The organism is Streptomyces sp. NPDC058457 (assembly GCF_042720695.1).
Classification (GTDB): Bacteria; Actinomycetota; Actinomycetes; order Streptomycetales; family Streptomycetaceae; genus Streptomyces.
This window is the reverse complement of record NZ_JBHXLU010000049.1, coordinates 43,604-69,070: the sequence shown is the minus strand read 5'-3', so window position 1 is coordinate 69,070 and position 25,467 is coordinate 43,604. Positions and strand designations below refer to the sequence as shown.

Sequence of the window (25,467 nt, the reverse complement as noted above, 5' to 3'; positions counted from 1 at the left end):
TTCATGAAGGGAACCGGACATGGGTCCCCATCCTGCGGTCGCGGCGATACGCCTGGCGGTCCGCCGCGTCCTCCACGACATCCTCACCGACCACAGCAGTCGCAGCAGCCACAGCCGTACCACCGGTGAACGCGCCGGTGAACGTGTCGGCGGGCGCATCGGCGCGCGCCTCGCGCGCCCCGTCGGCGGCATCCCGGCGATCCCGGAGATCCCGGAGCAGACACCGAACGAGCGGACCCCCTCCCCGCTCGTCCTCGTCGCATGCTCCGGCGGCGCCGACTCCATGGCGCTCGCCTCCGCCCTCGCCTTCGAAGCCCCCAAGCTCGGCATCCGCGCGGGCGGCATCACCGTCGACCACGGCCTGCAGGCCGGCTCCGACCTGCGCGCCGAGGAAGTCGCCCTACGGCTGCGCGAACTCGGCCTCGACCCGGTCGAGTCCATCACCGTGACGGTCGGCCGCGACGGCGGACCCGAAGCCGCCGCCCGCGACGCCCGCTACGCCGCCCTGGACACCGCCCTCGAACGCCACGGCGGCACCGCGATCCTGCTCGGCCACACCAGAGACGACCAGGCCGAAACCGTCCTGCTCGGCCTCGCCCGCGGCTCCGGCATCCGCTCCCTGTCCGGAATGGCCGCGGTCTCGGGGGCCGGCGGCCGTTACCGCCGCCCGTTCCTCCAGCTGGACCGGCAGACCGCCCGCAAGGCCTGCATGGTCCAGGCCCTCCCCGTCTGGGACGATCCTCACAACGCGGACCCGGCCTACACCCGCTCCCGGCTCCGCCACGAGGGCCTGCCCGCCCTGGAGAAAGCCCTCGGCAAGGGCGTCGTCGAGGCACTCGCCCGCACCGCCCAGCTCTCCCGCGACGACGCCGACGCCCTCGACACCTGGGCCAGTCAGGCCGAGGCCTCCGTACGGGACGCCGCGGGCCTGCTGGAGTGCGCCAAGCTCTACGCCCTGCCCCCCGCGGTACGCCGCCGGATCCTGCGCCGTGCCGCCATCGAGGCGGGCGCGCCGGCCGGTTCCCTGTTCGCCCGGCACATCGAGGAAGTCGACCGCCTCATCACCGGCTGGCGCGGCCAGGGGGCCATCAATCTCCCCGGCAAAGTCGTCGCCCAGCGCCAGGGTGGCAGACTGGTGATTCGGCAAGGCTGAATCCCGACCTCACGGAGTGCTCCTCCGAAGGGCCGGGTAGGCCGGTGGGACGACCGACCGAAAGTGATGCGGGTGGACGCGAAAGACATGGGTGCCGACCTCCAGCAGGTGCTCATCACCAAGGAAGAGATCGACGCGAAGCTGGCTGAGCTGGCCGCGAAGATCGACGCGGAGTACGCGGGCAAGGACCTGCTCATCGTCGGCGTCCTCAAGGGCGCCGTGATGGTCATGGCGGACCTCGCCCGGGCGCTGTCCACCCCCGTCACCATGGACTGGATGGCCGTGTCCTCGTACGGCGCGGGCACCCAGTCCTCCGGTGTGGTGCGGATCCTCAAGGACCTCGACACCGACATCAAGGGCAAGCACGTCCTCATCGTCGAGGACATCATCGACTCCGGTCTGACCCTGTCCTGGCTGATCAACAACCTCGGCTCCCGCGAGCCCGAGACCCTGAAGATCTGCACCCTGCTGCGCAAGCCGGACGCGGCCAAGGTCGCCATCGACGTCGAGTGGGTCGGCTTCGACATCCCCAACGAGTTCGTCGTCGGCTACGGCCTCGACTACGCCGAGAAGTACCGCAATCTCCCGTTCGTCGGTACGCTCGCGCCTCACGTCTACGGCGGCTGACCCCCGGCTGATACGCCGGAGGGTCCACTTACGTAAGACGATCGGGAACCCCAGCGGGTTTCGCGCCGTTGGAGCATGCAGAGACGGGTTCACCAGCCGTCCGAGCAGCTTCGTGCGACTTCGGGCCACAATGCTGGGGTACCGTCAGAAGAACTGTCTTATCAAACTCACTATGGCAGGAGGGACGGGGCGACACCGCTCCGTATGGATGGACGTGAAGCGATACTTCCGTGGGCCGGTCATGTGGATCGTGCTGGCCGTCCTTGCCGTGGTCGTGTTGATGCAGGTCGTCGGCTCGTCCGGCGGCTACAAGACGGTGGACACCGGCCAGGTCGTGGCGGCGATCAATGACAACAAGGTGGAATCGGCCAAGCTGACCACCGGTGACGAGCAGACCATCAAGGTCACGCTCAAGAACGGCGAGAAGGTCGACGGCAGCTCGAAGATCCAGGCGAGCTACATCGGCGACCAGGGCGTCACCATCGCCAACACGCTGCAGACCAAGTACCAGGACAAGCAGATCCCCGACGGCTACACCGTCGCGCCGACCAAGCAGAACGCGTTCGTCAGCGTCCTGCTCTCCCTGCTGCCCTTCGTCCTCATCGTGGTCGTCTTCCTGTTCCTGATGAACCAGATGCAGGGCGGCGGCTCCCGGGTCATGAACTTCGGCAAGTCCAAGGCGAAGCTCATCACCAAGGACACCCCGAAGACGACCTTCTCGGACGTCGCGGGCTGTGACGAGGCCGTCGAGGAACTCCACGAGATCAAGGAGTTCCTGCAGGAGCCGGCCAAGTTCCAGGCCGTCGGCGCCAAGATCCCCAAGGGCGTGCTCCTCTACGGCCGTCCCGGCACCGGCAAGACGCTGCTCGCGCGTGCCGTCGCCGGCGAGGCAGGGGTCCCCTTCTACTCGATCTCCGGTTCCGACTTCGTCGAGATGTTCGTCGGTGTCGGTGCCTCCCGAGTGCGCGACCTCTTCGAGCAGGCCAAGGCGAACGCCCCGGCGATCGTCTTCGTCGACGAGATCGACGCGGTCGGCCGCCATCGCGGCGCCGGCCTCGGCGGCGGTCACGACGAGCGCGAGCAGACGCTGAACCAGCTGCTCGTCGAGATGGACGGCTTCGACGTCAAGGGCGGCGTGATCCTCATCGCCGCGACGAACCGGCCCGACATCCTCGACCCGGCGCTGCTGCGCCCCGGCCGTTTCGACCGCCAGATCGCGGTCGACCCGCCGGACCTGCAGGGCCGTCTGGAGATCCTCAAGGTTCACCAGAAGGGCAAGCCGGTCGCGCCCGACGTCGACCTCGCGGCGGTCGCCCGCCGTACGCCGGGCTTCACCGGCGCGGACCTGTCGAACGTGCTGAACGAGGCGGCGCTGCTCACGGCCCGCAGCGACCGCAAGCTCATCGACAACCAGATGCTCGACGAGGCGATCGACCGCGTGGTCGCGGGCCCGCAGAAGCGGACCCGGATCATGTCGGACAAGGAGAAGAAGATCACCGCGTACCACGAGGGCGGTCACGCCCTGGTCGCGGCGGCCTCCCCGAACTCCGACCCGGTCCACAAGATCACGATCCTGTCCCGGGGCCGCGCCCTCGGTTACACGATGGTCCTGCCGGACGAGGACAAGTACTCGACCACGCGCAACGAGATGCTCGACCAGCTCGCCTACATGCTGGGCGGCCGCGCGGCCGAGGAACTGGTCTTCCACGACCCGACCACCGGCGCTGCCAACGACATCGAGAAGGCCACTGCCACCGCCCGCGCGATGGTCACGCAGTACGGCATGACCGAGCGTCTCGGCGCGATCAAGTTCGGCGGCGACAACACCGAGCCCTTCCTCGGCCGTGAGATGTCCCACCAGCGCGACTACTCGGAAGAGGTCGCCGCTCTGGTGGACGAGGAAGTCAAGAAGCTGATCGAGAACGCGCACAACGAGGCCTGGGAGATCCTGGTCGAGAACCGCGACGTCCTCGACAACCTCGTTCTCCAGCTCCTGGAGAAGGAGACCCTGAACAAGGAGGAGATCGCCGAGGTCTTCGCGGCGATCCACAAGCGGCCCGCGCGGCCCGCGTGGACCGGCTCCTCCCGCCGTACGCCGTCCACCCGCCCGCCGGTGCTCTCCCCCAGGGAACTCGCACTGACCAACGGGGCGAACGGCTCGACGCCGGCGATCAGCACGGTGAAGTCCACGGCGGCCGAGCCCGCCACCGCGGTCGAGAAGGCCCCGGAGGACCGACCCGAGAGCTGAGTCACACCGCCCTCACCTGGCTCGGAATGGATGCCGCGCCCCCCAGGTTCTAGCCTGGGGGGCGCGGCATTTCGGTATGCCCGCATATGAGGCGCGCGGCCCACACGCGCCCACCCGAAGGAACGAGGCACCCAGATGACCGACCCCGTGACCCTGGACGGCGAGGGCACCATCGGCGAGTTCGACGAGAAGCGCGCCGAGAACGCCGTACGCGAACTTCTGATCGCGGTCGGCGAGGACCCGGACCGAGAGGGCCTCCGGGAGACTCCGGCACGGGTGGCGCGGGCCTACAAGGAGATCTTCGCGGGGCTGTGGCAGAAGCCCGAGGACGTCCTCACCACCACGTTCGACATCGGCCACGACGAGATGGTGTTGGTGAAGGACATCGAGGTCTACAGCACCTGTGAGCATCATTTGGTGCCGTTCCGGGGTGTGGCCCACGTCGGGTACATCCCGTCCGTGAGCGGGAAGATCACCGGACTGTCCAAGCTGGCCCGGCTGGTGGACGTCTACGCCCGTCGCCCGCAGGTGCAGGAACGGCTCACCACACAGATCGCCGACTCCCTGATGTCGATCCTGGAGCCGCGGGGCGTCATCGTGGTCGTCGAGTGCGAGCACATGTGCATGTCGATGCGCGGGATCCGCAAGCCCGGCGCGAAGACCATAACGTCGGCAGTGCGCGGACAGTTGCGGGACGCGGCGACGCGGAACGAGGCGATGAGTCTCATCATGGCCCGTTGACGCCGCCGAGGCGGCGAATTCACGCCACCGGCTCGGCCCCGCTGTGGTTGTTGTCGTCGTCCTCCGGGAGCTTGCACACCCGTTCCAGGAAGAGGGCCGCCGCTATCACGGCGATGCCTGCGACGACCGAGAAGGCCGCGTAGAGGGCCTGGTCGCGACGGGTGGGGAGGTCGAGGAGCTCCAGCAGGAAGACGCCGGTGCCGCCGTACATGCCGGCGACCAGGGCCGCGACCAGGGCGCTCGCCTGGCCGAAGACCACTGCGCGGGCCGCCATCAGGGGGTCGACGCCCTTGGCGCCGGGGCGGCGCTCGCGCTGGGCCTTGAGGCGGGCGCGCAGCGAGAGCGCCGTGGAGAGCAGGACCACGGCGATCAGTGCGAGGACGATCGGGGCGGCCACCGGCACGCTGGGCAGGGTCCCCACCGCGTTCCACAGGCGGGCGCCCGCCCAGGACAGCACTCCGGCCACGACGAAGACGCCGGCCAGCACCCTGATCCGCAGCTCTTTCACTGTTTTCCTTCAGCTCCCCCGCAGCGATGTGGTCGTCTCGACCTTAACGACTACTCGGGCAGTCGGAGTTCCAGGTCCCCGCGTGCTTCCACGCCGTGCCGGGTGACGGCGGCCAGCAGCTCCGCGACCGTGCCGCGGCCTGGCACCCGTGCCTCGGGGTCGACGTCGAACCAGGGCGCGAGCACGAAGGCGCGCTCGTGGGCGCGCGGGTGCGGGAGGGTGAGCTGCGGGTCGTCGGAGACGACGTCGGCGTACGCGACGATGTCGACGTCGAGGGTGCGCGGCCCCCAGCGCTCGTCCCGCACCCGGTTGAACGCCTCCTCGACCGCGTGCGCCCGCTCCAGCAGGGAGGACGGCGGGAGGGTGGTCTTCAGCACCACGACCGCGTTGTAGTACGTCGGCTGGCTGCCGGGCTCGACGCCCCACGGCTCCGTCTCGTACACCGGCGACACGGCCTTGATGCGGACTCCCGGGGTGTCCTCCAGCGCGTCGATGGCGCCCTGGAGGGTCTCCAGGCGGTTGCCGAGGTTGGAGCCGAGGGCGACCACGGCGCGTCTGGGGTTGGACAGGGTGGTGTCGGCGGCGTCGACCTGCGCCACGACGGAGGCGGGCACCGGCTGTACGGTCGGGTCGCTGGGACCCCGCAGGGAGGATGCGGTCATACTCGGCTCCGGGTGATGGTGACGGTGACGTCGTCGAACGGGACGGTGATGGGCGCGTCCGGCTTGTGGACCTGGACCTCGACCTCTCTTACCCCCTCGTGCTTGAGGCAGACCTGGGCGATCCGCTCGGCGAGCGTCTCGATCAGGTTCACCGGCTCCCCCTCGACCACGGCGACGACCTCCTCGGCCACGACGCCGTAGTGCACGGTCTTCGCCAGGTCGTCGTCGGCCGCCGCCGGCCGGGTGTCCAGGCCAAGGACGAGGTCCACGATGAAGGTCTGGCCCTCCTCGCGCTCCTTGGGGAAGACACCGTGGTGCCCGCGGGCCCTGAGGCCGCGCAGCGCGACACGATCCACGCGAATCACTCCTGCAATCGTCGGTGTGGCGGCCGGGCTGCATCGCGTGCGGGCGACGGACCGGCCACACATGAATCTACCTGCGGGCACTGACAGAGCCGGGGTACGGGGCCTGCGGGACCGCCGGGGTACGACAGGGTTCATCCCGTGTTTCCCCCGGAGAACCCGGCGGCTCATGGGCCGGTGGCGTTGCCTACTCGCGAGTTCGTGATTCCAGCCACTTCTTGGTCCGTGAGGGGCCCGGAAGGGTGTGCCGTGCTCAGGAGGGCGTGTCCTCGTCCTCGTCCTCGTCGGCCTCGGACAGCACCGGGGAGGCGTGGTGGGACCAGAGCTTCCAGCCGTCCCGGGTGCGCCGGAACACGTTCGTGGCGACGACGAGCTGTCCGACCAGCGGGCCGAGCTCCTGGCTGCCCTCGGGAGCGGGACCGCCGCTGAGGATGTTCTCCGTGCAGGTCACCAGGGCGGTGTCGCCGGTGACGGAGACGTGTACGTCGGTGAGGAAGAACTGGATGTAGTCGGTGTTCGCCATGATCAGCGCGTACGACCGCAGAACCTCGCCGCGGCCGGTCAGCACCGGCCAGCCCGGGTGCACGCAGGAGATCACCCCGCTGTCGGCCGGGTCGTGGTACTCCTCGTCGACGCCCAGGTCGGCGGGCGTGAGCCAGAGGGAGGAGACCGCCTCGAAGTCGCCGTTCTCCAGTGCCTCGTAGAAGGCGGTGTTGGCCGCCTCGACCTGCTCGACGTCGGTGTGGGGGGCGCTCACCGGGCTCCTTCTGCGCGGTGGGGAAGGTCTTGCGTGCCATGCGTGCCATGCGTGGCCAGTGTGCCCGGCGCGTCCGTTCCGGTGCGCGCCTCCTCCATGGCGCGCGCGACCCGTACCGCGTCCGCCGTGGCGCGCACTTCGTGCACGCGCACCGCCCATGCGCCGGCGTGCGCGGCGAGCGCCGAGACGGCGGCCGTCGCCGCGTCGCGCTCCCGGGCCGGCGGGGGCGCCCCCTCGGGCCCGGCCAGGACCCGGCCGAGGAACCGCTTGCGGGAGGCGGCGACGAGCAGCGGATGGCCCAGGGCGTGCAGCCGGTCGAGGTGCGCGAGCAGGGTCAGGTCGTGCTCGGAGTCCTTGGAGAAGCCGAGGCCGGGGTCGACGACGATCCGGTCGGGGGCGACGCCGCCGGCGAGGACGGCGTCCACGCGTGCGTGCAGTTCGTCGAGCACTTCGCCGACCACGTCGTCGTACACGCCCTTGACGTTGCTGCCGCCCTCCATGAAGCCGCGCCAGTGCATGACGACGAAGGGGGCGCCTGAGTCGGCGACGACGGGGATCATGTCGGGGTCGGCGAGGCCGCCGCTGACGTCGTTGACGAGGGCGGCGCCGGCGGCGAGGGCCTGGGCGGCGACCGAGGCGCGCACGGTGTCGACGGAGACGACGACGCCTTCGGCGGCGAGGCCGCGGACGACCGGGATGACCCGGCGCAGTTCCTCGTCCTCGTCGACGCGGGTGGCGCCCGGGCGGGTGGACTCGCCGCCGACGTCGACGAGGTCGGCGCCCTCGGCGACGAGGACGAGGCCGTGCTTGACGGCGGCCGTCGTGTCGAACCAGCGGCCGCCGTCGGAGAAGGAGTCGGGGGTGACGTTCACGACCCCCATGACCGCGCACCGGTCCCATGCCGGAAGCCCTGTCACCTGGCCACGTCCGCTGTGGTTGCTCATACGTTCAGCGTAGGCCCAGGGCCCCGCGGCCAGCCCCCGTGGCCCGAGCGGCGCCCCCGGGCCGGAGGGGGAGGGGCGTCCGCTCGGGCCGGTCATGGGGTCAGGCCGCTCGTACACCCTGTTCGGCGAGGCTGTGGGCGCACGGGCGGGGGACGGGGGACTGGCGGCGCAGGAAGCGCGGGAGCGGCAGGGCGAGGCTGACGAACCCCTCGGCCTGCATGGCGGCGAGGCCGATGCGCGGGAGGTCGCCGGAGGCCCGGTAGACCACGAAGCGCGGCTCCCAGCGGGGCTGGAACTTCGCGTTGAACTTGTACAGGGACTCGATCTGGAACCAGCGGGAGAGGAACACCAGCAGGCCGCGCCAGGCGCGCAGCACCGGTCCTGCGCCGATCTTCTCGCCGCGGGCGAGCGCCGAGCGGAACATCGCGAAGTTGAGCGAGATCCGGGTGATGCCGAGCTTCGGGGCCGCCTGGAGGGCGGCCACGATGAGCAGTTCGTTCATCCCGGGGTCGGCGGAGCGGTCGCGGCGCATCAGGTCGAGCGAGACACCGTCGGTGCCCCAGGGCACGAAGTGCAGGATCGCCTTGAGGTCGCCGTACTGGCCGGGCTGTTCGTCGGCCTTGTGGGCGGTGGCGATCAGGCAGTCGCCGTCGGCCGGGTCGCCGATGCGGCCGAGGGCCATGGAGAAGCCGCGTTCGGTGTCGGTGCCGCGCCAGTCCTCGGCGGCCCGGCGGATGCGGTCCAGTTCGGCCTCGCCGACGTCACGGATGCGCCGTACCCGGGTTTCGTAGCCGGCCCGCTCGATGCGCTTGACCATCTGGCGCACGTTGCGCATCGCGCGTCCGGCGAGCGAGAAATCCGCCACGTCCACCACCGCCTCGTCGCCCAGTTCGAGCGCGTCCAGGCCGGTCTCGCGGGTCCACACCTCGCCGCCCGTCTCCGAGCAGCCCATGACGGCGGGGGTCCAGGAGTGGGCCTTGGCCTCGTCCATGAAGCGTTCGATGGCGCCGGGCCAGGCCTCGACGTCGCCGATCGGGTCGCCGCTGGCGAGCATGACGCCGGAGACGACGCGGTAGGTGACCGCGGCCTTGCCGCTGGGGGAGAAGACGACGGCCTTGTCGCGGCGGAGCGCGAAGTGGCCGAGGGAGTCGCGGGCGCCGTGCTTCTCGAGGAGCGCGCGCAGCTGGATCTCGTCCTCCTCGGTGAGGTGTGCGGCGGGGTGTTCGGGGCGGAAGGCCAGGTAGATGGTGGTGACCGCGGTGATCAGGCCGAGGGCGCCGAGCGAGAAGGCGACCGTCCAGGAGGTGGAGCCCTCGTAGTCGACGGGGCCCTCGAAGCCGAACAGGCCGTAGAGGACGTGTGTGATGCGGTCGGCCAGGCTCGGGTCGCCGATCGTGCGCTTCGGGTGGGCGCTGACGATGACAAGGCCGAGCGCGAGGGAACCGGCGCTCATGAGGACGAAGTTGGCGAGCGCGCGCCACCGGCTGCGCGGGTCGGGCAGCGCCTTGAACTCGTTGCGGTGCAGCACGAGCGGCACGAACAGGGCCAGTGAGATCAGCACGCCGATGACCGAGTGCCGGTACACGAACTGCGACACCGCGCCGGCGGGCAGCAGCACGACCGCGGCCCGCCACGCCCGGCGCTTGCGCCGCTTGAGCCCGTGTGCGAGCAGCAGCAACAGCACGCCGGCGCTGAGCGAGAGCGCGGCGGCGAACGGGCCGAGCGAGCCGGGCAGTACCTCGGCCATGGCGTGCATACGGCTGTGACGGAAGCGCGGGAACACGCCCGCGGCGATGTCCAGGACGCCCACGACCGCGCACGCCCTGCCGACCAGAGCGGGGACGGCCTCAGGGCGCGGGCCACGGACTATGCGCCGCGCCCGGCCTGATCGGCTCGGAACCTCGCCCGACATTTCCCCATCTATCCTGACAGACATCGCATCCCGTAGTTCTGCGAGAGACCTTGAATCCGGGCCCGATTCGGGCATCCGGCGACATTGCGCCCTCTAGGACGGTGTCTCGGGGGGAGAGGTTCACTCCCCATCGGAAAGCCGGTTCAAAGGCCAGGGAAAGCCCGGGGCAAGCCTCGCTGAAAGCGGCGGTGGCCACGGGGGAAAGCGCAGGCAGGAAGCACCTCATGGGTCTCACGAGCGATAAAACGCTGGCATTGGCGATCTTGTTCGCCGTACTGCTGTTCGTCGGCACGGTGTGGATGTGGCCCCGGCTGGCCCGGCGGGACTGGCGGGCCGTCAGTGGCCGCGTCGGCCTTTTGCTGGCGACCCAGTTGGTGCTCTTCGCGTGCCTGGGGATAGCTGTCAACCAGGCTTTCGGTTTCTATGCGAGCTGGGCCGACCTGTTGGGCACGGAAACCGACCAGGGCGTCGTGGTCGACCACACGGCGGGCGGTCCGCCCGGCAGCCCGGTCCAGGTGGTGTCCACGTCCGAGGTGCACGGCATGGGCGGCTCGCTGCCCCGGACTGCCGGTCAGATCCAGCAGGTCGACATCGTCGGCCGTACGACCCACATCGCCACGCCGGCGTACGTGTACCTGCCGCCGGAGTACTTCCAACCGCAGTACCGCACCCGCACGTTCCCGGTGGTGGTCGTCCTCAGCGGCTATCCCGGCACCGCGCGGGCGCTGGTCGACAAGCTGCACTACCCGCGCACGGAGCAGCACCTGGTCCGGGCCGGGCGGATGCGGCCGACGATCCTGGTGATGCTGCGGCCCACCGTCGCACCGCCCCGGGACACCGAGTGCGTGGACGTGCCGCGCGGCCCGCAGACCGAGACCTTCTTCGCCCGGGACCTGCCCGACGCCGTACGCGCGCACTACCGGGCCGCCGGGAAGCCGGGCGGCTGGGGGATCGTCGGCGACTCGACGGGCGGGTACTGCGCGCTCAAGCTCGCGATGCACCACCCCGACGTGTACGCGGCCGGTGCCGGGCTCTCCCCGTCGTACAAGGCGCCCATAGACGCCACGACCGGTGATCTCTTCCAGGGCGACCGGAATCTCCGGAACCGCGCGGACCTCTGGTGGTTCCTGCGGCACGAGCCCGCCCCGGACACCTCCCTGCTGGTCACGAGCAGCAAAGTCGGAGAAACCAACTACAAGGCCACGCTGAAATTCATCGCGTCCGTGGAGGCCACGAAGCTGACCCGGATCTCGTCGATCATCCTCGACAGCGGCGGCCACAACTTCAATACCTGGCGCCGCGAGATCCCCGCGACGCTTGAGTGGATCAGCGGCCGATTGGGCGGCCGCTGAGTCCCGGCCCTGCCGATACCGTGAGAAGACTTCGTTGTCGCTGTGTTTTTACGGCCCGGGGCACCACGATTCGCCTACGCGCGGTAAGTTTCTGGCCATGCCACGTGGACGCCACCGTCATTCACCGCCCTTGCACAGGCTGTTGCCTCCCTCGGCGATCGCCGGTGTCTCCCTCGTCTGCGCTCTGGGCCCCTGGTTGTTCTCCCAACCGACGGTGCTGCGCACCCTGGCCGCGATAGCCGCGGCCACCGCGGCCGTCGGCGCCGCCGTCATGCGGCGGTGGGACACCGACGCGGGCAAGCAGGTGGCCGACCTGTCACGCGCGCGTGCGAGCGACGAGTGGCGCCACGAGGAGCGGATCGCCGAGCTGGAGACCGACCTGGAGGAGTCGCGGGAGCTGCGCGCCAAGCTGGAGCAGCGGCTGCGCGCGAAGCGGGCGGAGCTGGCGGGACTGCGCAACGAGCACGCGTCCCTGCTGCGCCGCTACGCCACGGCCGAGACCGAGCGCGCGAGCGCCCTGGAGGGCCGCCGCCTCCTGGAGATCGAGGCCACCGCGCCGTCGAACGAGCTCCCCGCTGCTCAGGGCGCGGACGAGGCGGAGGAGCCGGCGGCGGCCGTCGACGAGAAGGCCGGGGAGCTGACGGTCGAGGAGACGACCCCCGCGATCTTCTCACCGGAGGGTTCCAAGCTGTTCCTGCGGGCCAAGGTGGCATTGGCCCGGTTCGACGAGAAGGACGCCCCGGCGGCCGAGGCCGACGCGGGAACCGGGGGCACGGCGGAGACGGCCGCCGAGCCCGAGGCCGCGAAGGGCGAGAGCGCACCGGAGGACGAGGCGCAGGGGCAGCCCGAGGCGGCCGACGGGCACGCGCACGCGGCCGCCGCCACCACGGACGGGCCGGAGGACACCACCCCGGACCCGGCCGAGCAGGACGCCCGCCCCACGACGGCACCGTCCGCCAACTCCGTGAAGCCCTCGGGGCACTTCACGGTGCCGACCGCGGTGGCGGTCCTGCCGGCCGCGCCGATCCCGCGCCCGCTGGTCACCGGCGGATTCGACTTCTTCGGCACCCAGAAGGGCTCGCCCGCGGGCGGTCTGGACGCCATGCACAACGAGGACCTCGCGGACGTGGTCGGCCAGGAGGCGCTCGCGCTCCACAAGGCCGAGTCCGAGGCCGAGTTCAAGCCCGCCGACCCGCAGGCGCGGGGCGTCGGCCAGGTCATCGACCTGACCGCGCACGACGAGACGGAGCAGATCAACCTCGGCGGCCTGCGCAGCGCCGCGTCCTGAACACGCGGCGATCCTGAGCCGGGGGACGGTCGGTGGTCGGGTGCAGCGCCGTAGTGGCTGGTCGCGCCCACGCGGCGGCAGCCGCATATCAAATACGGCCTCGCGCCCCTAAAAACAGGGCGCTGCGGTGAGCGCCCCTTCAGGGGCGCGGGGAACTGCGCGACCAGCCCCCACCCACCCGCACCCGACCACCGACCGGGCCAGCCGTCACGCCATCCAGCGGTCCGGTCGCGCGGTCCGGCGCCCCGTCCGTGACCGCTCGGCCTGCTCCCGCAGCAGCGACGCGGCCTCCCCGGCGCCCCGCAGACGGGCCGTCACGGTCTTGTCGGCTCCCGTGTCCACATGAACGTCCGCGAGCCGCCACAGCCGCCCCCAGGGCCCCTGCGACAGCCGTACGCTCTGGACCTTGGCGTGCGGGACGAGCGCGAGGCGCCGGCGCAGCAGCCCGTGCCGCGCCGCGAACACCGAGTCCGTGACCGCGAGCCCGTACCCGCGCCACCACAGCGGCACGCACCACCGGGCCCGCCCCGGCGGCCGCAGCAGCTCACCGGGGACGGTCACGCCGGACAGCACCTGCGCGACGACCGACTCGGCGACCGCGCGCGGGGCGACCGGCACCAGCACGGAGTTCGCCGACCCGGCCACGTCCAGCTCCACCCGCACCCAGCGCAGCGGCCGCCACATCAGCGGCTCCACGATCCGCACGGTCTGCACCCGGCCCGGCGGCACCGTCTCGTGCGTGCGGTCGAGCAGCCCGTGGTCGATGCGCAGCCCGTCCGGGGACTCCCCGACCGTCCAGTCGTACTCCCCGACGAACCGCCCCACGCTGGTCGTGGCCGCCGCTCCGAGCAGCGGCACGGCGGTGGCGAGGACCGTCCACACGCTGTGGGTGGTCAGCCAGAGGAACGGCGGGGCGACGAGGGCGGCGGCCAGCGAGCCCCAGGTGGCGCCCGTCAGCAGGATCGAGATCGCGAGCTTGCCCGGGGGCACGCGCATCAGCTCGTGCGCCGGTGCCTCGCCGACCTCGCGCGCCGTCTCGGGCGCGAACCCGGCGGCGCGCGCGAGCAGCTCCGCGCGGAGCCGACGCGCCTCGCCCTGGCCCAGGAAGGCCAGTTCGTCCTTCTTGTCGGTGCCGACGACGTCTATGCGCAGCTTGGCGACGCCCGCCACGCGCGCGAGGAGCGGCTGGGTGACGTCGACGGCCTGGATCCGCTCCAGCCGGATGTGCGCGGTGCGCCGGAACAACAGGCCGGTACGTATCCGAAGCTCGCTGTCGGTCACCGCGAAGTAGGTGAACCACCAGGTCAGGAAGCCGTAGAGGGCCCCCGCCGTGACCAGGACGGCGAGCCCGGCCAGGACCATGGTCGTGGTCAGCTTCGTCAGCTGCTCCTGCGCCTGGTTCGGGTCGTGCACCGCCCAGCCGGTGAGCACCGCGACCGGCGCCCACGCCCGCCGGAACGGCGTCACCGGGTGCAGCCGCCGCTCACCCACGGCCTTGCCCGCGCGTATGGCGCCCTCGACGCCCGGCGCGGTCACAGCCCCGCCGATCGGGCCTCGCCGAGCTCGGTGAGGCGGTCGCGCAGCCGTTCCGCCTCGGCCGGGTCGAGCCCGGGGATCGTCGCGTCGGTGGCCGCGGCCGCGGTGTGCAGCTGCACGCTGGCGAGCCTGAAATACCGCTCGACGGGCCCCGAGGTCACCTCCACCAGCTGCATCCGCCCGTACGGCACCACGGTCTCCTCACGCCACAGCACCCCGCGGCTGATCAGCAGGTCGTCGGCGCGCTCGGCGTACCGCCAGGAGCGCCAGTTGCGGCCCAGCAGCACCCAGCCCCAGGCCAGCAAGGCCAGCGGCAGCAGCGCGAAGGCCGCCCAGACCGGGCCCGCGAGCAGGCCCAGCAACAGTCCCAAGGCCAGGGCGAGCAGCCCCAGCCACACCACCAGCAGCAGCCGGCGCATCCGCAACAGCCCCGGCGGCAGCCCCGTCCACTCCGGCTCGGTCCCCGTCGTCTCGGCGCCGGCCGCGCTCCCCGTCTCCATAGGGCCAGCGTACGTAGGGGAGACTGGGTCCATGACGCCTACGACGGAGACCACGGTCGGGATCGGCGGCGCCGCGGAGAGCACCGACATGGTGCTCAACATCGGCCCCCAGCACCCCTCCACGCACGGCGTGCTGCGGTTGAAGCTCGTGCTGGACGGTGAGCGGATCGTCTCCGCGGAGCCGGTGATCGGCTATATGCACCGCGGCGCGGAGAAGCTCTTCGAAGCGCGCGACTACCGGCAGATCATCATGCTCGCCAACCGCCACGACTGGCTGTCGGCCTTCTCGAACGAGCTGGGCGTGGTCCTCGCCGTCGAGCGCATGCTGGGCATGGAGGTACCCGTCCGCGCGGTGTGGACGCGCACCCTGCTCGCCGAGCTGAACCGGGTCCTCAACCACCTGATGTTCCTCGGCTCCTACCCGCTGGAGCTGGGCGGGATCACCCCGGTCTTCTACGCGTTCCGCGAGCGCGAGGTGCTGCAGAACGTCATGGAGGAGGTCTCCGGCGGACGCATGCACTACATGTTCAACCGCGTCGGCGGCCTCAAGGAGGACCTGCCGGCCGGCTGGACCGCGCGCGCGCGTGGAGCCGTGTCCGCCGTGCGCTCCCGCATGGACGTCTTCGACGACCTGGTCCTCGGCAACGAGATCTTCCGCGGCCGCACCCGGGGCGTGGGCGCCCTCGCGCCGGAGGCCGTGCACGCGTACGGCGTGAGCGGGCCCATCGCACGCGCCTCGGGAGTCGACTTCGACCTGCGCCGCGACGAGCCCTACCTGGCCTACTCCGAGCTCCAGGACACCCTCAGGGTGGTCACCCGGACCGAGGGCGACTGCCTGGCCCGCTTCGAGTGCCTCCTGGAGCAGACACACATCGCCCTGGACCTGGCCGACGCCTGCCTGGACCGGCTCGCCGACCTGCCGCCGGGACCGATCAACCAGCGGCTCCCCAAGGTCCTCAAGGCGCCCGAGGGCCACACCTACGCCTGGACCGAGAACCCCCTCGGCATCAACGGCTACTACCTCGTCAGCAAGGGCGAGAAGACCCCGTACCGGCTGAAGCTGCGCTCGGCGTCCTACAACAACATCCAGGCCCTGACCGAACTGCTGCCGGGGACGCTGGTGGCGGACATGGTCGCGATCCTCGGGTCGATGTTCTTCGTGGTGGGGGACATCGACAAGTAGGACCGAGGACCGGCCGGCCGCGCCCAGCGGGTCCGCCCGGCGGGGCTGGAGCAGCGGGGCTAGAGCAGCGGGTTCTCGATGCCCACCGGCTGGAGCAGCCAGCCGAAGTCGCCGAGGCCGCCGGGGGCGATGAGTTCGGCGGACTCGCCGGCGATCGACAGGGCTCGCACATAGGCGGTGGGGTGCGTGGAGGCGAGCGTGAGCGGGGGGCGTGCGCCGATCAGGCCCAGGGCGCGCAGGGCGTCGCGTTGCGTGCAGAGGAGCGCCTCGGGAAGCCTCAGCGCCGGGTCGAGCGCCGCGCAGGCGTCCAGTGCGACGTGCGCCGTGATGTCGCACGACCCGTCCGGCACGGGCGCCGTCCCGCGCCCCTCCCGGAAGCCGGTGAGCGTCCCGAACGGGGGGCGCGCGGCCACGGTGTGCGCGTAGTCCACGGCCACCGCGAGCCCTCTCTGGAGGCTGGTGACGGCGGTCGCCCACGCCTGGTCACGGGGCAGCCCGATCTCCGCGCGCAGCCCCGGCTCGGCACCCAGCGGCCACCACCGGGCGAGCCACTCCGCCTCCGCACCCGACACCGTCCGCCCCAGCACTTCAGTGCCGTCGCGCCGGACCAGCACCAGCCGGGACACCCCGGCCGCGTCCACCTCGGCGACCTCCACCGGCACGTTGTCCAGCCATTCGTTGGCGAAGACCAGGCCGCTGACCGTGCGCGGGAGTTCGGTCAGCCAGGTGATCCGGTCGGGCAGGCCCGGCGGGCGGTCGGCGAGATCGACGGCGTACGCACGCACGCGTGGAGCCACGTCGGCGGGCAGGGCCGTGAGCACGCCGGTGACCAGCTCGCCCCGGCCGGCGCCCATGTCGACGAAGTCCAGCGTCCCGGGACGGCCCAGGGCCTCGTCGACCCGGCACAGCAGCTCGGCCACGGCCTCTGCGAACAGCGGCGAGGCGTGCACCGACGTACGGAAGTGCCCGGCCGGGCCCTCCGGGCGGCGGTAGAAGCCGCCGGGGCCGTACAGGGCCGCCTCGGTGGCCGCCCGCCAGCCACGGGCGTCCTCGGCCGTCTCTCGCGTCGCCTCATCCGTCACCGGGCCAGACTAGGCGCACAGGTGATCACCTTCTCCACCTTGCGGAGTACGCGTGCGGAACAGGGATCGGCCCTCCGGTTGACCCCTGCACCTATCACGCTTCCCTACTCTGGGTTACGTGCAGCGCCTCTATGACTTCCTCCGCAGGCACCCGACATGGGTCGACAGCTTCTGGGCCGTCGTCCTGCTCGGGATCTCCGGCGCGAGCATCTGGAAGCTCGGCGGCGACCAGGGGCACCACGGACCCAGGGCCGCCATGCTCGCCGTGTCCGTCGTGATGAGCGTCGTCGTCGCGCTGCGCCGCCGATTCCCGGAGCCGATGCTGCTGCTGGCCGCGGCCACCGGCCTGGCCCAGCTGGTGCTGGACGTGGAGACGACCGTCGCCAACTTCGCCATGCTGGTGATCGTCTGCGCGAACGCCGCCGTCGGCACGCGCTGGGCGTCCCGGTTCGGCCTCTACGCCGGGCTGTGCGCGGCGCCCCTGGCGCAGATCAGGTGGCCGCAGCAGGAGGCGAGTTTCCCGGGGCAGGTCGCGATCGTGCTGTTCCAGACGGTGCCGTTCGTGCTCGCCTGGGTGCTCGGCGACTCCATGCGCACCCGCCGCGCCTACTTCGCGCAGCTGGAGGAGCGTGCCGCCCGGCTGGAGAAGGAGCGCGAGGCGCAGGCCAAGGTCGCGGTCGCCGCCGAGCGCGCCCGGATCGCACGCGAGCTGCACGACGTGGTCGCGCACAACGTGTCCGTGATGGTGGTCCAGGCCGACGGCGCCGCCTATGTCCTCGACGCCGCCCCCGACCAGGCGAAGAAGGCACTGGAGACGATCTCCTCCACCGGCCGCCAGGCCCTCGCCGAGATGCGCCGCCTGCTGGGCGTGCTGCGCACCGGTGAGCACAAGGAGGTCGGCGAGTACGTCCCGCAGCCCGACGTCGAGCAGATCGACGACCTCGTCGAGCAGTGCCGAAGCTCCGGCCTGCCCGTCGACTTCAAGGTCGAGGGCACCCCGCGCCCGCTGCCCAGCGGCGTCGAGCTCACGGCGTACCGGATCGTGCAGGAGGCGCTGACCAACACCCGCAAGCACGGCGGCCCCAACACGGGCGCCAGCGTGCGGCTGGTCTACTTCGACGACGGACTCGGCCTGCTGGTCGAGGACGACGGCAAGGGCGCCCCGCACGAGATGTACGAGGACGGCGGCGCCGACGGCCAGGGCCACGGCCTGATCGGCATGCGTGAACGGGTCGGCATGGTGGGCGGCACCCTCGACGCGGGCCCCCGCCCTGGCGGAGGATTCCGCATCAGTGCCCTGCTGCCGCTCAAACCGGCGCACTGACACGGACGCGCGCCCCCGGTTGACACCTGTCACGCCCCCCCGGAAAGACCCCAGAAGACCCGGAAATTCCGGAAATCCAGAAAACCTGGAACATCCGGAAAAGACGGACGAACGGAAACGGAAGAGGACCCGATGACGATCCGCGTGATGCTCGTCGACGACCAGGTGCTGCTGCGCACCGGGTTCCGGATGGTGCTCGCGGCCCAGCCGGACATGGAGGTCGTCGCGGAGGCGGGCGACGGCGTCGAGGCCATCCAGGTGCTGAAGGCCACCGCCGTGGACGTCGTCCTGATGGACGTGCGCATGCCCAAGCTGGACGGAGTGGAGGCCACCCGCCGCATCTGCGCGGAGCCCGACGCGCCCAAGGTGCTCATCCTGACCACCTTCGACCTCGACGAGTACGCCTTCTCGGGGCTGAAGGCGGGCGCCTCCGGCTTCATGCTCAAGGACGTGCCCCCGGGTGAGCTGCTGGCCGCCATCCGGTCCGTGCACAGCGGCGACGCCGTCGTCGCGCCCTCCACCACCCGGCGCCTCCTCGACCGCTTCGCGCCGATGCTGCCCTCCGCCGGCAAGGAGCCCCGGCAACAGGAACTGGACCGGCTCACCGAACGGGAACGCGAGGTGATGGTGCTGGTCGCGCAGGGCCTGTCGAACGGCGAGATCGCGAGCCGGCTGGTGCTGTCCGAGGCGACCGTGAAGACCCACGTGGGCCGCATCCTGACCAAGCTCGGGCTCCGCGACCGCGTGCAGGTGGTCGTGCTGGCCTACGAGACCGGGCTGGTGCGGGCGGGCGGCGGACTCGGCTGACGTGGGCCTGGCAGCGCTCCGAAGGGGCGCGGGGCTGTGTCGATATGCGGCTCCGCCGCGATGGGGGTCCCCCGGGTTCGAGCGAAGCCGAGAACTCGGGGGAGCGACCAGCCACGACGGCGCCGCGGACGACCGACGACCCGGCGCGCCCCTTCCCGCGTGCGCTCAGCGGAGTATCCCCTCCAGGAAGTCGCTGCCGAGCCGCGCGACGACCGTGACGTCCAGCTGGTGCAGCACGTAACGCCCGCGGCGGCGCGTCGTGACCAGGCCGGCCTTCTTGAGCACGCCCAGGTGCCGGGAGACCTCCGGCGCCGACAGGCCGTGCACCTGCGCCAGCTCGCTGGTGGTGTACGCGCTGCGCGCCAGGTGCCGGCACAGCCGCATCCGGACGGGGTGGGACAGCGCCGCCATCCGCAGCGTCAGCTCCTCCACGGACGCGGGCGAGGAGAGCTCCGGCGAGCCGACCGGGTAGTGCAGCACCGGCTGCCAGCCGTAGCGGTGCAGCACCATCAGATGCGGCCGGCCCAGGCTGGTGGGCACCAGCAGCAGGCCGTCGGCCGCCACGCGCGCGTGGCCGTCGGTGAGCTTGTCCACGGTGATCCGCGCGCCCGTCCCGTCGAGCGTCACGGCGGGGGAGACCGCCGCCAGTGCCTCGGCCAGCCCCTTGCGGCGCAGCAGCTCCGTCTTGTGCCGGGCGTCCGCCGCCAGTTGGTGGCGCAGCCGTGACCAGGCCTCGTCGAAGAACGCCTCGGCGCAGTCCGTCAGGAACCGGCGCAGCCAGGCACGCACGCTCGGCGGATCGTCGAGCAGCCGCCGGGCGAACCGGACCTGCCGCGGACCCCGCGAGGCGGCCACCTCCAGCGCCCGCCGACCCGCGGCGGGGTCCGACAGCAGAGCCGGTGCCTCGATGCCGTACGACAGCGCGCACGTGAACTCCAGCGCCGCGTCCACGAACTGTTCGTCCGACAGCTGGTCCAGCTGGTCCAGCTCCTCGGCGAGCGTGCCGCCCGGGACGGCGCCCGGCACGGCCGCGTACGGCAGGAACAGGTCCGAGAACGTCGACCGCCACAGGAAGTCCGCCTCGCACATCCGGTCGGCCAGATGCGGCTCCATACGGGCGGTCACGCCGGTCGCCCAGCCTTGGAGGCCGGGGTGGTGCCCCGGCTCGGACAGCGCGTGCAGCGCCATGCCGAGCTCGGCCAGTGGCGAGGGCACGACGGCGACGCGCTCCGGCCGCAGCCCGGCTATGTCGATACGTACGCTCATATGCCCATCGTGCACGTTGCCACGGCATGGGTGGGCCGGGCGCCTATCGGGGTGCCAGGTGAGGTTCGGCGGCGGGTGCGGGCAGGGGGTGGTTGCTCGCGCCCACGCGGCGGCAGCCGCATGTCAAACACAGCCCCGCGCCCCTATCGGGGCGCTCCAGGCAACCGTGTCACGAAGTCCGCCACCGCTGTCCGCACGTCCTCCGCCTTCCAGTCCAGGCCCTCGGCCGTCACCGTCACCTCGGTCATGGACAGGCCCGGGCCCTTCGTCTCCCAGAAGCCCACGAAGAGGTAGGTGCCGGTCTCCTCGGCCTGGCGTACCGCCGCCTCCAGCAGCACGTCGGCGTCGTACGGCAGCCAGAGCTGGAACTGGTGGGTGTGCGGTTCCTCGGGGTGGACGCGGGTCCACGCAAGCCCTGCCTCGGCGAAGCCCTCGCGCAGGGCCGCGGCCACCACGCGCGCGTGCCGTACGTAGTCCGGGAGGCGGGGGAGTTCGCGCTCCAGGCCGATCAGGGCCGCGAGCGCCGTCGGGAACTGCTGGAAGATCATGCCGCCGTAGCGGTGACGCCAGGTCTTCGCCTCCTCGACCAGGGACTTCGGGCCGGCCAGCGCGGCGCCGCCGAAGCCGTCGAGGGACTTGTAGAACGACACGTAGACGCTGTCCGCCAGGTCCGCGACCTCGGACAGGGAGTGCCCGAGGTGGACGGTGGACTCCCACAGGCGCGCACCGTCGAAGTGCACCACCGCGTCGCGCTCCCGCGCCGCCTCGACCAGTTCCGTGAGCTCCTCCCAGGAGGGCAGGACGAAACCGGCGTCCCTGAGGGGCAGCTCCAGCATCAGCGCCCCGAAGGGCTCCGCGAAGTCGCGTATCTCCTGGGCGGTGGGGAGCCGCGGCTCGCCGGTGACCCGCACGGTGCGCAGGCCGGCCACCTCGCGGAAGGCGTCGCGTTCGTGCACCTCGGGGTGGGCGAGGGCGTGCAGGGCGACCGTGGGGTTGCCGGTGCGGGCCGCCCAGCAGCGCAGGGCGACCTGCTGGGCCATCGTGCCGGTCGGGAAGAACGCGGCCGCCTCCGTGCCCAGCAGGGCCGCGACCCGCCGCTCCAGGGCTTCGACGACGCCGTTGCCGTAGAGGTCCGACGGTTCGTCCAGGTCGTACACCTCGGGGGCCGCCTCCTGGAGCCGCGCGAGCCGTTCGCCGAGCGGGGCCCGCAGACCCGTGCGCGCGAGGACGCGGGTGGCCCGCCGGTAGGCGGCGGCGCGCCGCTCCCGCATCTGTTCTTCCGCCGACAGGGGTTCCTTCGGCTCTTCGTCCGGGGCCGCGTCCTGGGTCGTCACCGTATCGCTCATGCCGTGGATGATGCCGTGGCGCGTCGACCGGGTGCCTCGCATTTTCCGTGCCACCGGTGTGACGGGTCACCCACAGCCTGTGGACAACCGATCGGCGCCGGACCGGATAGCGTTAACATGACGAGAAATCGTCCGGTACCCAGAGCGGACTGGAACGGGAAGGCCACCCTCGCGTGAGTACAGTCCAACAGCCAGACCTAGGTGACCGCCCCGCGCGGCTCACCGTCGGTGTCGTCGGCGCCGGCCGGGTGGGCCCCGCGCTGGCCGCGTCGCTGCAGCTCGCCGGGCACCGCCCGGTGGCCGTCTCCGGAGTCTCCGACGCCTCCCGGCGGCGCGCCGAGGCGATGCTGCCCGGCGTCCCGCTGGTAACCCCCGCCGAGGTTCTCCGGCGCGCCGACCTGGTCCTGCTGACCGTCCCCGACGACGCCCTGCCCGGCCTGGTCACCGGCCTCGCCGAGACCGGCGCCGTACGGCCCGGCCAGCTCCTCGTGCACACCTCCGGCCGGTACGGCGCGCAGGTCCTGGACCCGGCCCTGCGCGCGGGCGGGCTGCCGCTGGCCCTGCACCCGGCGATGACCTTCACCGGGACGCCGGTGGACGTGCAGCGGCTGGCGGGCTGCTCGTTCGGGGTGACCGCGCCCGAGGAGCTGCGGCTGGCCGCCGAGGCCCTGGTCATCGAGATGGGCGGCGAGCCGGAGTGGATCTCCGAGGAGAACCGCCCGCTCTACCACGCGGCCCTCGCCCTCGGCGCCAACCACCTGGTCACCCTGGTCGCCCAGTCCATGGAGCTGCTGCGCACCGCCGGCGTCGAGGCCCCCGACCGGATGCTCGGCCCGCTGCTCGGCGCCGCCCTGGACAACGCCCTGCGCTCCGGTGACGCCGCGCTGACCGGCCCGGTCGCGCGCGGGGACGCCGGCACCGTCGCCGCGCACGTCACGGAGCTGCGCAGGCACGCCCCGCAGGCCGTCGACGGCTACCTGGCGATGGCCCGCGCGACGGCCGACCGGGCGCTCGCGCACGGCCTGCTGAAGCCGGAGCTCGCCGAGGACCTGCTCGGCGTCCTCGCCACCGGGACGCACACGCCGCAGAACGGGGAAGACCGATGAGCCGCCGTCCCTTCGAACTCGCCCCCACCGTCGACGACCTCAGGTACGTGCAGGACCACTTCGCGGACTCGGGCCGCACCGCGGTCGTCATGACCATGGGCGCCCTGCACGAAGGGCACGCCACGCTGATCAGGGCGGCCCGCGAGCACGTCGGCGGCAAGGGCTTCGTGATCGTCACCGTCTTCGTGAACCCCCTGCAGTTCGGGCAGGGCGAGGACCTCGACCGCTACCCGCGCACCCTGGACGCCGACCTGAAGATCGCGGAACAGGCGGGCGCGGACGCCGTGTTCGCCCCTTCGGCCGACGAGGTCTACCCGGGCGGGCAGCCCCAGGTGCGGGTCACCGCGGGGCCGATGGGCACGCTCCTGGAGGGCGCCTCCCGCCCCGGGCACTTCGACGGCGTCCTCACCGTCGTCGCCAAGCTGCTGCACCTCACCCGCCCCGACGTGGCCCTGTTCGGGCAGAAGGACGCCCAGCAGCTGGCCGTGATCCGGCGCATGGTGCGCGACCTGAACTTCGGCATCGAGATCGTCGGCGTACCGACCGTGCGCGAGTCCGACGGGCTCGCGCTGTCCAGCCGCAACCGCTACCTGTCGGCCGACGAACGGCGCACGGCGCTCACACTGTCCCGCGCCCTGTTCGCCGGCCGCGACCGGCACGCGGCGCAGGAGGCGCTGCGTGCGCGGGCGCTCGAGGTGCCGTCCACGCGGGCGCGCGCCGAGGCGCTCAGCGCCATAGGCGAATCCCGCGCGGCCGCCGACGCGCACGCCGTCGCCAAGGCCGTGCCGAACGCCGCCGCGGCGGTCCGCGCGGCCGCCCGCCAGGTCCTGGACGAGGCGGTCCACTACGACCCGCCGCTCGAACTGGACTACCTCGCCCTGGTCGACCCGTCCGACTTCACCGAGATCGACGACGACTTCACCGGAGAGGCCGTCCTCGCCGTCGCCGCCCGGGTCGGGACGACCCGGCTGATCGACAACCTTCCTCTCACCTTCGGAAACCTCGGAGCCGCCTCGTGACCAGCACAGGCACCAGCACAGGCACCAGCACCGGCATACGACTGCACGCGCCCGCCCCGGGGTGGAGCATCTCGGCGGACGTGGTCGTCGTCGGGTCGGGGGTGGCCGGCCTCACCGCGGCCCTGCGCTGCCAGGCCGCCGGGCTGACCACGGTCGTCGTCACCAAGGCCCGCCTGGACGACGGCTCCACGCGCTGGGCGCAGGGGGGCATCGCCGCGGCCCTCGGCGACGGCGACACCCCGGAACAGCACCTCGCGGACACCCTGGTGGCCGGCGCCGGTCTCTGCGACGAGGACGCCGTACGGATCCTGGTCACCGAGGGCCCCGGCGCGGTACGGCGGCTCATCGACACCGGCGCGATCTTCGACGAGTCCTCCGAGGGCGGCCTCGACCTCACCCGGGAGGGCGGCCACCACCGGCGCCGGATCGCGCACGCGGGCGGCGACGCCACCGGCGCCGAGGTCTCCCGGGCCCTGGTGGAAGCGGTACGCGCGCGTGGGCTGCGCGCCATCGAGAACGCGCTCGTCCTGGACCTGCTGACCGACGCCGAGGGCCGTACGGCCGGTGTCACCCTGCACGTCATGGGCGAGGGCCAGCACGACGGCGTGGGCGCCGTGCACGCCCCCGCGGTCGTCCTCGCGACCGGCGGCATGGGCCAGGTGTTCTCCGCGACCACCAACCCGTCGGTGTCGACCGGCGACGGCGTGGCGCTGGCCCTGCGCGCCGGCGCGGAGGTCAGCGACCTCGAATTCGTGCAGTTCCACCCGACCGTGCTCTTCCTCGGCCCGGACGCCGAGGGCCAGCAGCCGCTGGTCTCCGAGGCGGTGCGCGGCGAGGGCGCCCACCTGGTCGACGCCGACGGCGTGCGCTTCATGGTGGGACAGCACGAGCTCGCCGAACTGGCACCCCGGGACATCGTCGCCAAGGGCATCATGCGGCGCATGCAGGAGCAGGACGCCGAGCACATGTACCTCGACGCCCGGCACTTCGGCGCCGACATGTGGGAGCACCGCTTCCCGACCATCCTGGCCGCCTGCCGCGCCAACGGCATCGACCCGGTCACCGAGCCCATCCCGATAGCACCCGCCGCCCACTACGCCTCCGGGGGCGTACGCACCGACGCGCGGGGGCGCACGACCGTCCCCGGGCTCTACGCGTGCGGCGAGGTCGCGTGCACCGGCGTGCACGGCGCGAACCGGCTCGCCTCCAACTCCCTGCTCGAAGGCCTCGTCTACGCCGAGAGCATCGCCGCCGACATCACGGCGGCCCGCGCGGAACACGGCCTCCACGCGCGCGTGCCCGCCCCGGTCCCGCACCCCGAGAAGCCCGCGCACCCGCTGCTCGCCCCCGAGGACCGCTTCGCCATCCAGCGGATCATGACCGAGGGCGCCGGCGTACTGCGTTCCGAGGAGTCCCTCGCCAGGGCCGCCGGACAGCTCCAGCGGCTGCACGCGGACGCCCGCGACGCCCTGGACGAGAACGGCAAGACCGCCGAGCCCGGCGTCGACACCTGGGAGGCCACCAACCTCCTGTGCGTCGCGCGCGTGCTCGTCGAGGCGGCCCGCCGCCGCGAGGAGACCCGCGGCTGCCACTGGCGCGAGGACCACGCCGACCGGGACGACGCCCGGTGGGGGCGCCACATCGTCGTACGGCTGAATCCGGACCGCACGCTGGCGGTAGGCACCACCGACACCGCAGACTTCCCCCCTACCCGGCCCCACCAGCCACACCAGGAGCAGTGACA

The 25,467-nt window shown here is 72.1% G+C and carries 23 protein-coding genes; 12 read left to right on the top strand and 11 right to left on the bottom strand.

The features are described 5' to 3' along the window. Nucleotides 1-19: 19 nt before the first annotated feature. From tilS to folE, 4 genes are all read left to right on the top strand, one after another. Nucleotides 20-1,153, top strand: a complete 1,134-nt coding sequence (gene tilS, locus ACFWPS_RS31820; RefSeq protein ID WP_383711200.1) for a tRNA lysidine(34) synthetase TilS — start codon at nucleotides 20-22, stop codon at nucleotides 1,151-1,153. Between the two features lie 66 nt (nucleotides 1,154-1,219). Further along, entirely contained in the window at nucleotides 1,220-1,780 is a 561-nt protein-coding gene (gene hpt / locus ACFWPS_RS31815) for a hypoxanthine phosphoribosyltransferase (protein WP_046730905.1), read from the top strand. Between the two features lie 208 nt (nucleotides 1,781-1,988). Then, nucleotides 1,989-4,028 carry an ATP-dependent zinc metalloprotease FtsH gene (ftsH, locus tag ACFWPS_RS31810; RefSeq protein WP_217556027.1) on the top strand — a complete coding sequence of 680 codons (2,040 nt, stop codon included), beginning with the start codon at nucleotides 1,989-1,991 and terminating at the stop codon, nucleotides 4,026-4,028. Nucleotides 4,029-4,163: 135 nt separating this feature from the next. Beyond that, nucleotides 4,164-4,769, top strand: a complete 606-nt coding sequence (folE, locus tag ACFWPS_RS31805; protein WP_383711197.1) for a GTP cyclohydrolase I FolE — start codon at nucleotides 4,164-4,166, stop codon at nucleotides 4,767-4,769. A gap of 19 nt (nucleotides 4,770-4,788) precedes the next feature. Here the strand turns inward: folE and ACFWPS_RS31800 are convergent, their stop codons facing one another. From ACFWPS_RS31800 to ACFWPS_RS31775, 6 genes are all read right to left on the bottom strand, one after another. Continuing rightward, nucleotides 4,789-5,277 (bottom strand): DUF3180 domain-containing protein, encoded by a 489-nt coding sequence (locus ACFWPS_RS31800; RefSeq protein ID WP_361285971.1) that lies wholly within the window; start codon nucleotides 5,275-5,277, stop codon nucleotides 4,789-4,791. A gap of 50 nt (nucleotides 5,278-5,327) precedes the next feature. Further along, nucleotides 5,328-5,939 (bottom strand): 2-amino-4-hydroxy-6-hydroxymethyldihydropteridine diphosphokinase, encoded by a 612-nt coding sequence (folK, locus tag ACFWPS_RS31795; RefSeq protein ID WP_383711195.1) that lies wholly within the window; start codon nucleotides 5,937-5,939, stop codon nucleotides 5,328-5,330. Next, entirely contained in the window at nucleotides 5,936-6,295 is a 360-nt protein-coding gene (folB, locus tag ACFWPS_RS31790) for a dihydroneopterin aldolase (RefSeq protein WP_217556024.1), read from the bottom strand. Before folB ends, folK begins: the two co-directional genes overlap by 4 nt. 259 nt (nucleotides 6,296-6,554) lie before the next feature. Beyond that, nucleotides 6,555-7,058, bottom strand: coding sequence for a nuclear transport factor 2 family protein (locus tag ACFWPS_RS31785; RefSeq protein ID WP_383711192.1), 504 nt, complete (start codon nucleotides 7,056-7,058; stop codon nucleotides 6,555-6,557). Further along, nucleotides 7,055-8,002 (bottom strand): dihydropteroate synthase, encoded by a 948-nt coding sequence (gene folP / locus ACFWPS_RS31780; RefSeq protein WP_383711190.1) that lies wholly within the window; start codon nucleotides 8,000-8,002, stop codon nucleotides 7,055-7,057. Before folP ends, ACFWPS_RS31785 begins: the two co-directional genes overlap by 4 nt. Nucleotides 8,003-8,102: 100 nt before the next feature. Further along, the gene (locus tag ACFWPS_RS31775) at nucleotides 8,103-9,914 is read right to left on the bottom strand and encodes a phosphatidylglycerol lysyltransferase domain-containing protein (RefSeq protein WP_383711187.1); all 1,812 of its coding nucleotides are present in this window, start codon (nucleotides 9,912-9,914) and stop codon (nucleotides 8,103-8,105) included. 224 nt (nucleotides 9,915-10,138) lie between these two features. Here ACFWPS_RS31775 and ACFWPS_RS31770 point away from each other — a divergent pair, with 224 nt between their 5' ends. Together ACFWPS_RS31770 and ACFWPS_RS31765 are read left to right on the top strand one after the other, a co-directional pair. Continuing rightward, nucleotides 10,139-11,266, top strand: a complete 1,128-nt coding sequence (locus ACFWPS_RS31770) for an alpha/beta hydrolase (RefSeq protein ID WP_383711184.1) — start codon at nucleotides 10,139-10,141, stop codon at nucleotides 11,264-11,266. A 130-nt stretch (nucleotides 11,267-11,396) separates the two neighbouring features. Then, nucleotides 11,397-12,554, top strand: a complete 1,158-nt coding sequence (locus ACFWPS_RS31765) for a hypothetical protein (protein ID WP_383711183.1) — start codon at nucleotides 11,397-11,399, stop codon at nucleotides 12,552-12,554. A 207-nt stretch (nucleotides 12,555-12,761) separates the two neighbouring features. On the opposite strand, the gene ACFWPS_RS31760 is transcribed toward ACFWPS_RS31765, so the two are convergent. Both ACFWPS_RS31760 and ACFWPS_RS31755 read right to left on the bottom strand, forming a co-directional pair. Further along, nucleotides 12,762-14,090 (bottom strand): PH domain-containing protein, encoded by a 1,329-nt coding sequence (locus ACFWPS_RS31760; RefSeq protein ID WP_383711181.1) that lies wholly within the window; start codon nucleotides 14,088-14,090, stop codon nucleotides 12,762-12,764. Further along, nucleotides 14,087-14,590 (bottom strand): PH domain-containing protein, encoded by a 504-nt coding sequence (locus ACFWPS_RS31755; protein ID WP_383711178.1) that lies wholly within the window; start codon nucleotides 14,588-14,590, stop codon nucleotides 14,087-14,089. Before ACFWPS_RS31755 ends, ACFWPS_RS31760 begins: the two co-directional genes overlap by 4 nt. 31 nt (nucleotides 14,591-14,621) lie before the next feature. Here ACFWPS_RS31755 and ACFWPS_RS31750 point away from each other — a divergent pair, with 31 nt between their 5' ends. Next, nucleotides 14,622-15,773, top strand: coding sequence for an NADH-quinone oxidoreductase subunit D (locus ACFWPS_RS31750; protein WP_383711175.1), 1,152 nt, complete (start codon nucleotides 14,622-14,624; stop codon nucleotides 15,771-15,773). A 59-nt stretch (nucleotides 15,774-15,832) separates the two neighbouring features. On the opposite strand, the gene ACFWPS_RS31745 is transcribed toward ACFWPS_RS31750, so the two are convergent. Then, a complete protein-coding gene (locus ACFWPS_RS31745; protein WP_383711172.1) occupies nucleotides 15,833-16,855 on the bottom strand; it encodes an SAM-dependent methyltransferase in 1,023 nt (340 codons plus the stop codon). Between the two features lie 118 nt (nucleotides 16,856-16,973). On the opposite strand from ACFWPS_RS31745, the gene ACFWPS_RS31740 reads away from it, so the two are divergent. Further along, a complete protein-coding gene (locus ACFWPS_RS31740; RefSeq protein ID WP_383711170.1) occupies nucleotides 16,974-18,179 on the top strand; it encodes a sensor histidine kinase in 1,206 nt (401 codons plus the stop codon). A 132-nt stretch (nucleotides 18,180-18,311) separates the two neighbouring features. After that, the gene (locus tag ACFWPS_RS31735; protein ID WP_383711167.1) at nucleotides 18,312-18,986 is read left to right on the top strand and encodes a response regulator; all 675 of its coding nucleotides are present in this window, start codon (nucleotides 18,312-18,314) and stop codon (nucleotides 18,984-18,986) included. Nucleotides 18,987-19,151: 165 nt separating this feature from the next. Here the strand turns inward: ACFWPS_RS31735 and ACFWPS_RS31730 are convergent, their stop codons facing one another. Next, nucleotides 19,152-20,252, bottom strand: a complete 1,101-nt coding sequence (locus ACFWPS_RS31730; RefSeq protein ID WP_383711165.1) for a DUF5937 family protein — start codon at nucleotides 20,250-20,252, stop codon at nucleotides 19,152-19,154. 143 nt (nucleotides 20,253-20,395) lie between these two features. Continuing rightward, on the bottom strand, nucleotides 20,396-21,598 hold the full coding sequence (locus ACFWPS_RS31725) for a threonine aldolase family protein (RefSeq protein WP_383711162.1): 1,203 nt from the start codon (nucleotides 21,596-21,598) through the stop codon (nucleotides 20,396-20,398). Nucleotides 21,599-21,771: 173 nt separating this feature from the next. Between ACFWPS_RS31725 and ACFWPS_RS31720 the strand changes: the two genes are divergently transcribed. Genes ACFWPS_RS31720 through ACFWPS_RS31710 form a run of 3 tightly spaced genes read left to right on the top strand, consistent with a single transcriptional unit; the run spans nucleotide 21,772 to nucleotide 25,465 of the window. Then, nucleotides 21,772-22,704 carry a Rossmann-like and DUF2520 domain-containing protein gene (locus ACFWPS_RS31720; RefSeq protein ID WP_383711160.1) on the top strand — a complete coding sequence of 311 codons (933 nt, stop codon included), beginning with the start codon at nucleotides 21,772-21,774 and terminating at the stop codon, nucleotides 22,702-22,704. Beyond that, a complete protein-coding gene (gene panC, locus ACFWPS_RS31715) occupies nucleotides 22,701-23,723 on the top strand; it encodes a pantoate--beta-alanine ligase (protein WP_383711159.1) in 1,023 nt (340 codons plus the stop codon). Before ACFWPS_RS31720 ends, panC begins: the two co-directional genes overlap by 4 nt. Beyond that, nucleotides 23,720-25,465, top strand: coding sequence for an L-aspartate oxidase (locus ACFWPS_RS31710; RefSeq protein ID WP_383711156.1), 1,746 nt, complete (start codon nucleotides 23,720-23,722; stop codon nucleotides 25,463-25,465). Before panC ends, ACFWPS_RS31710 begins: the two co-directional genes overlap by 4 nt. Nucleotides 25,466-25,467: the final 2 nt, after the last annotated feature.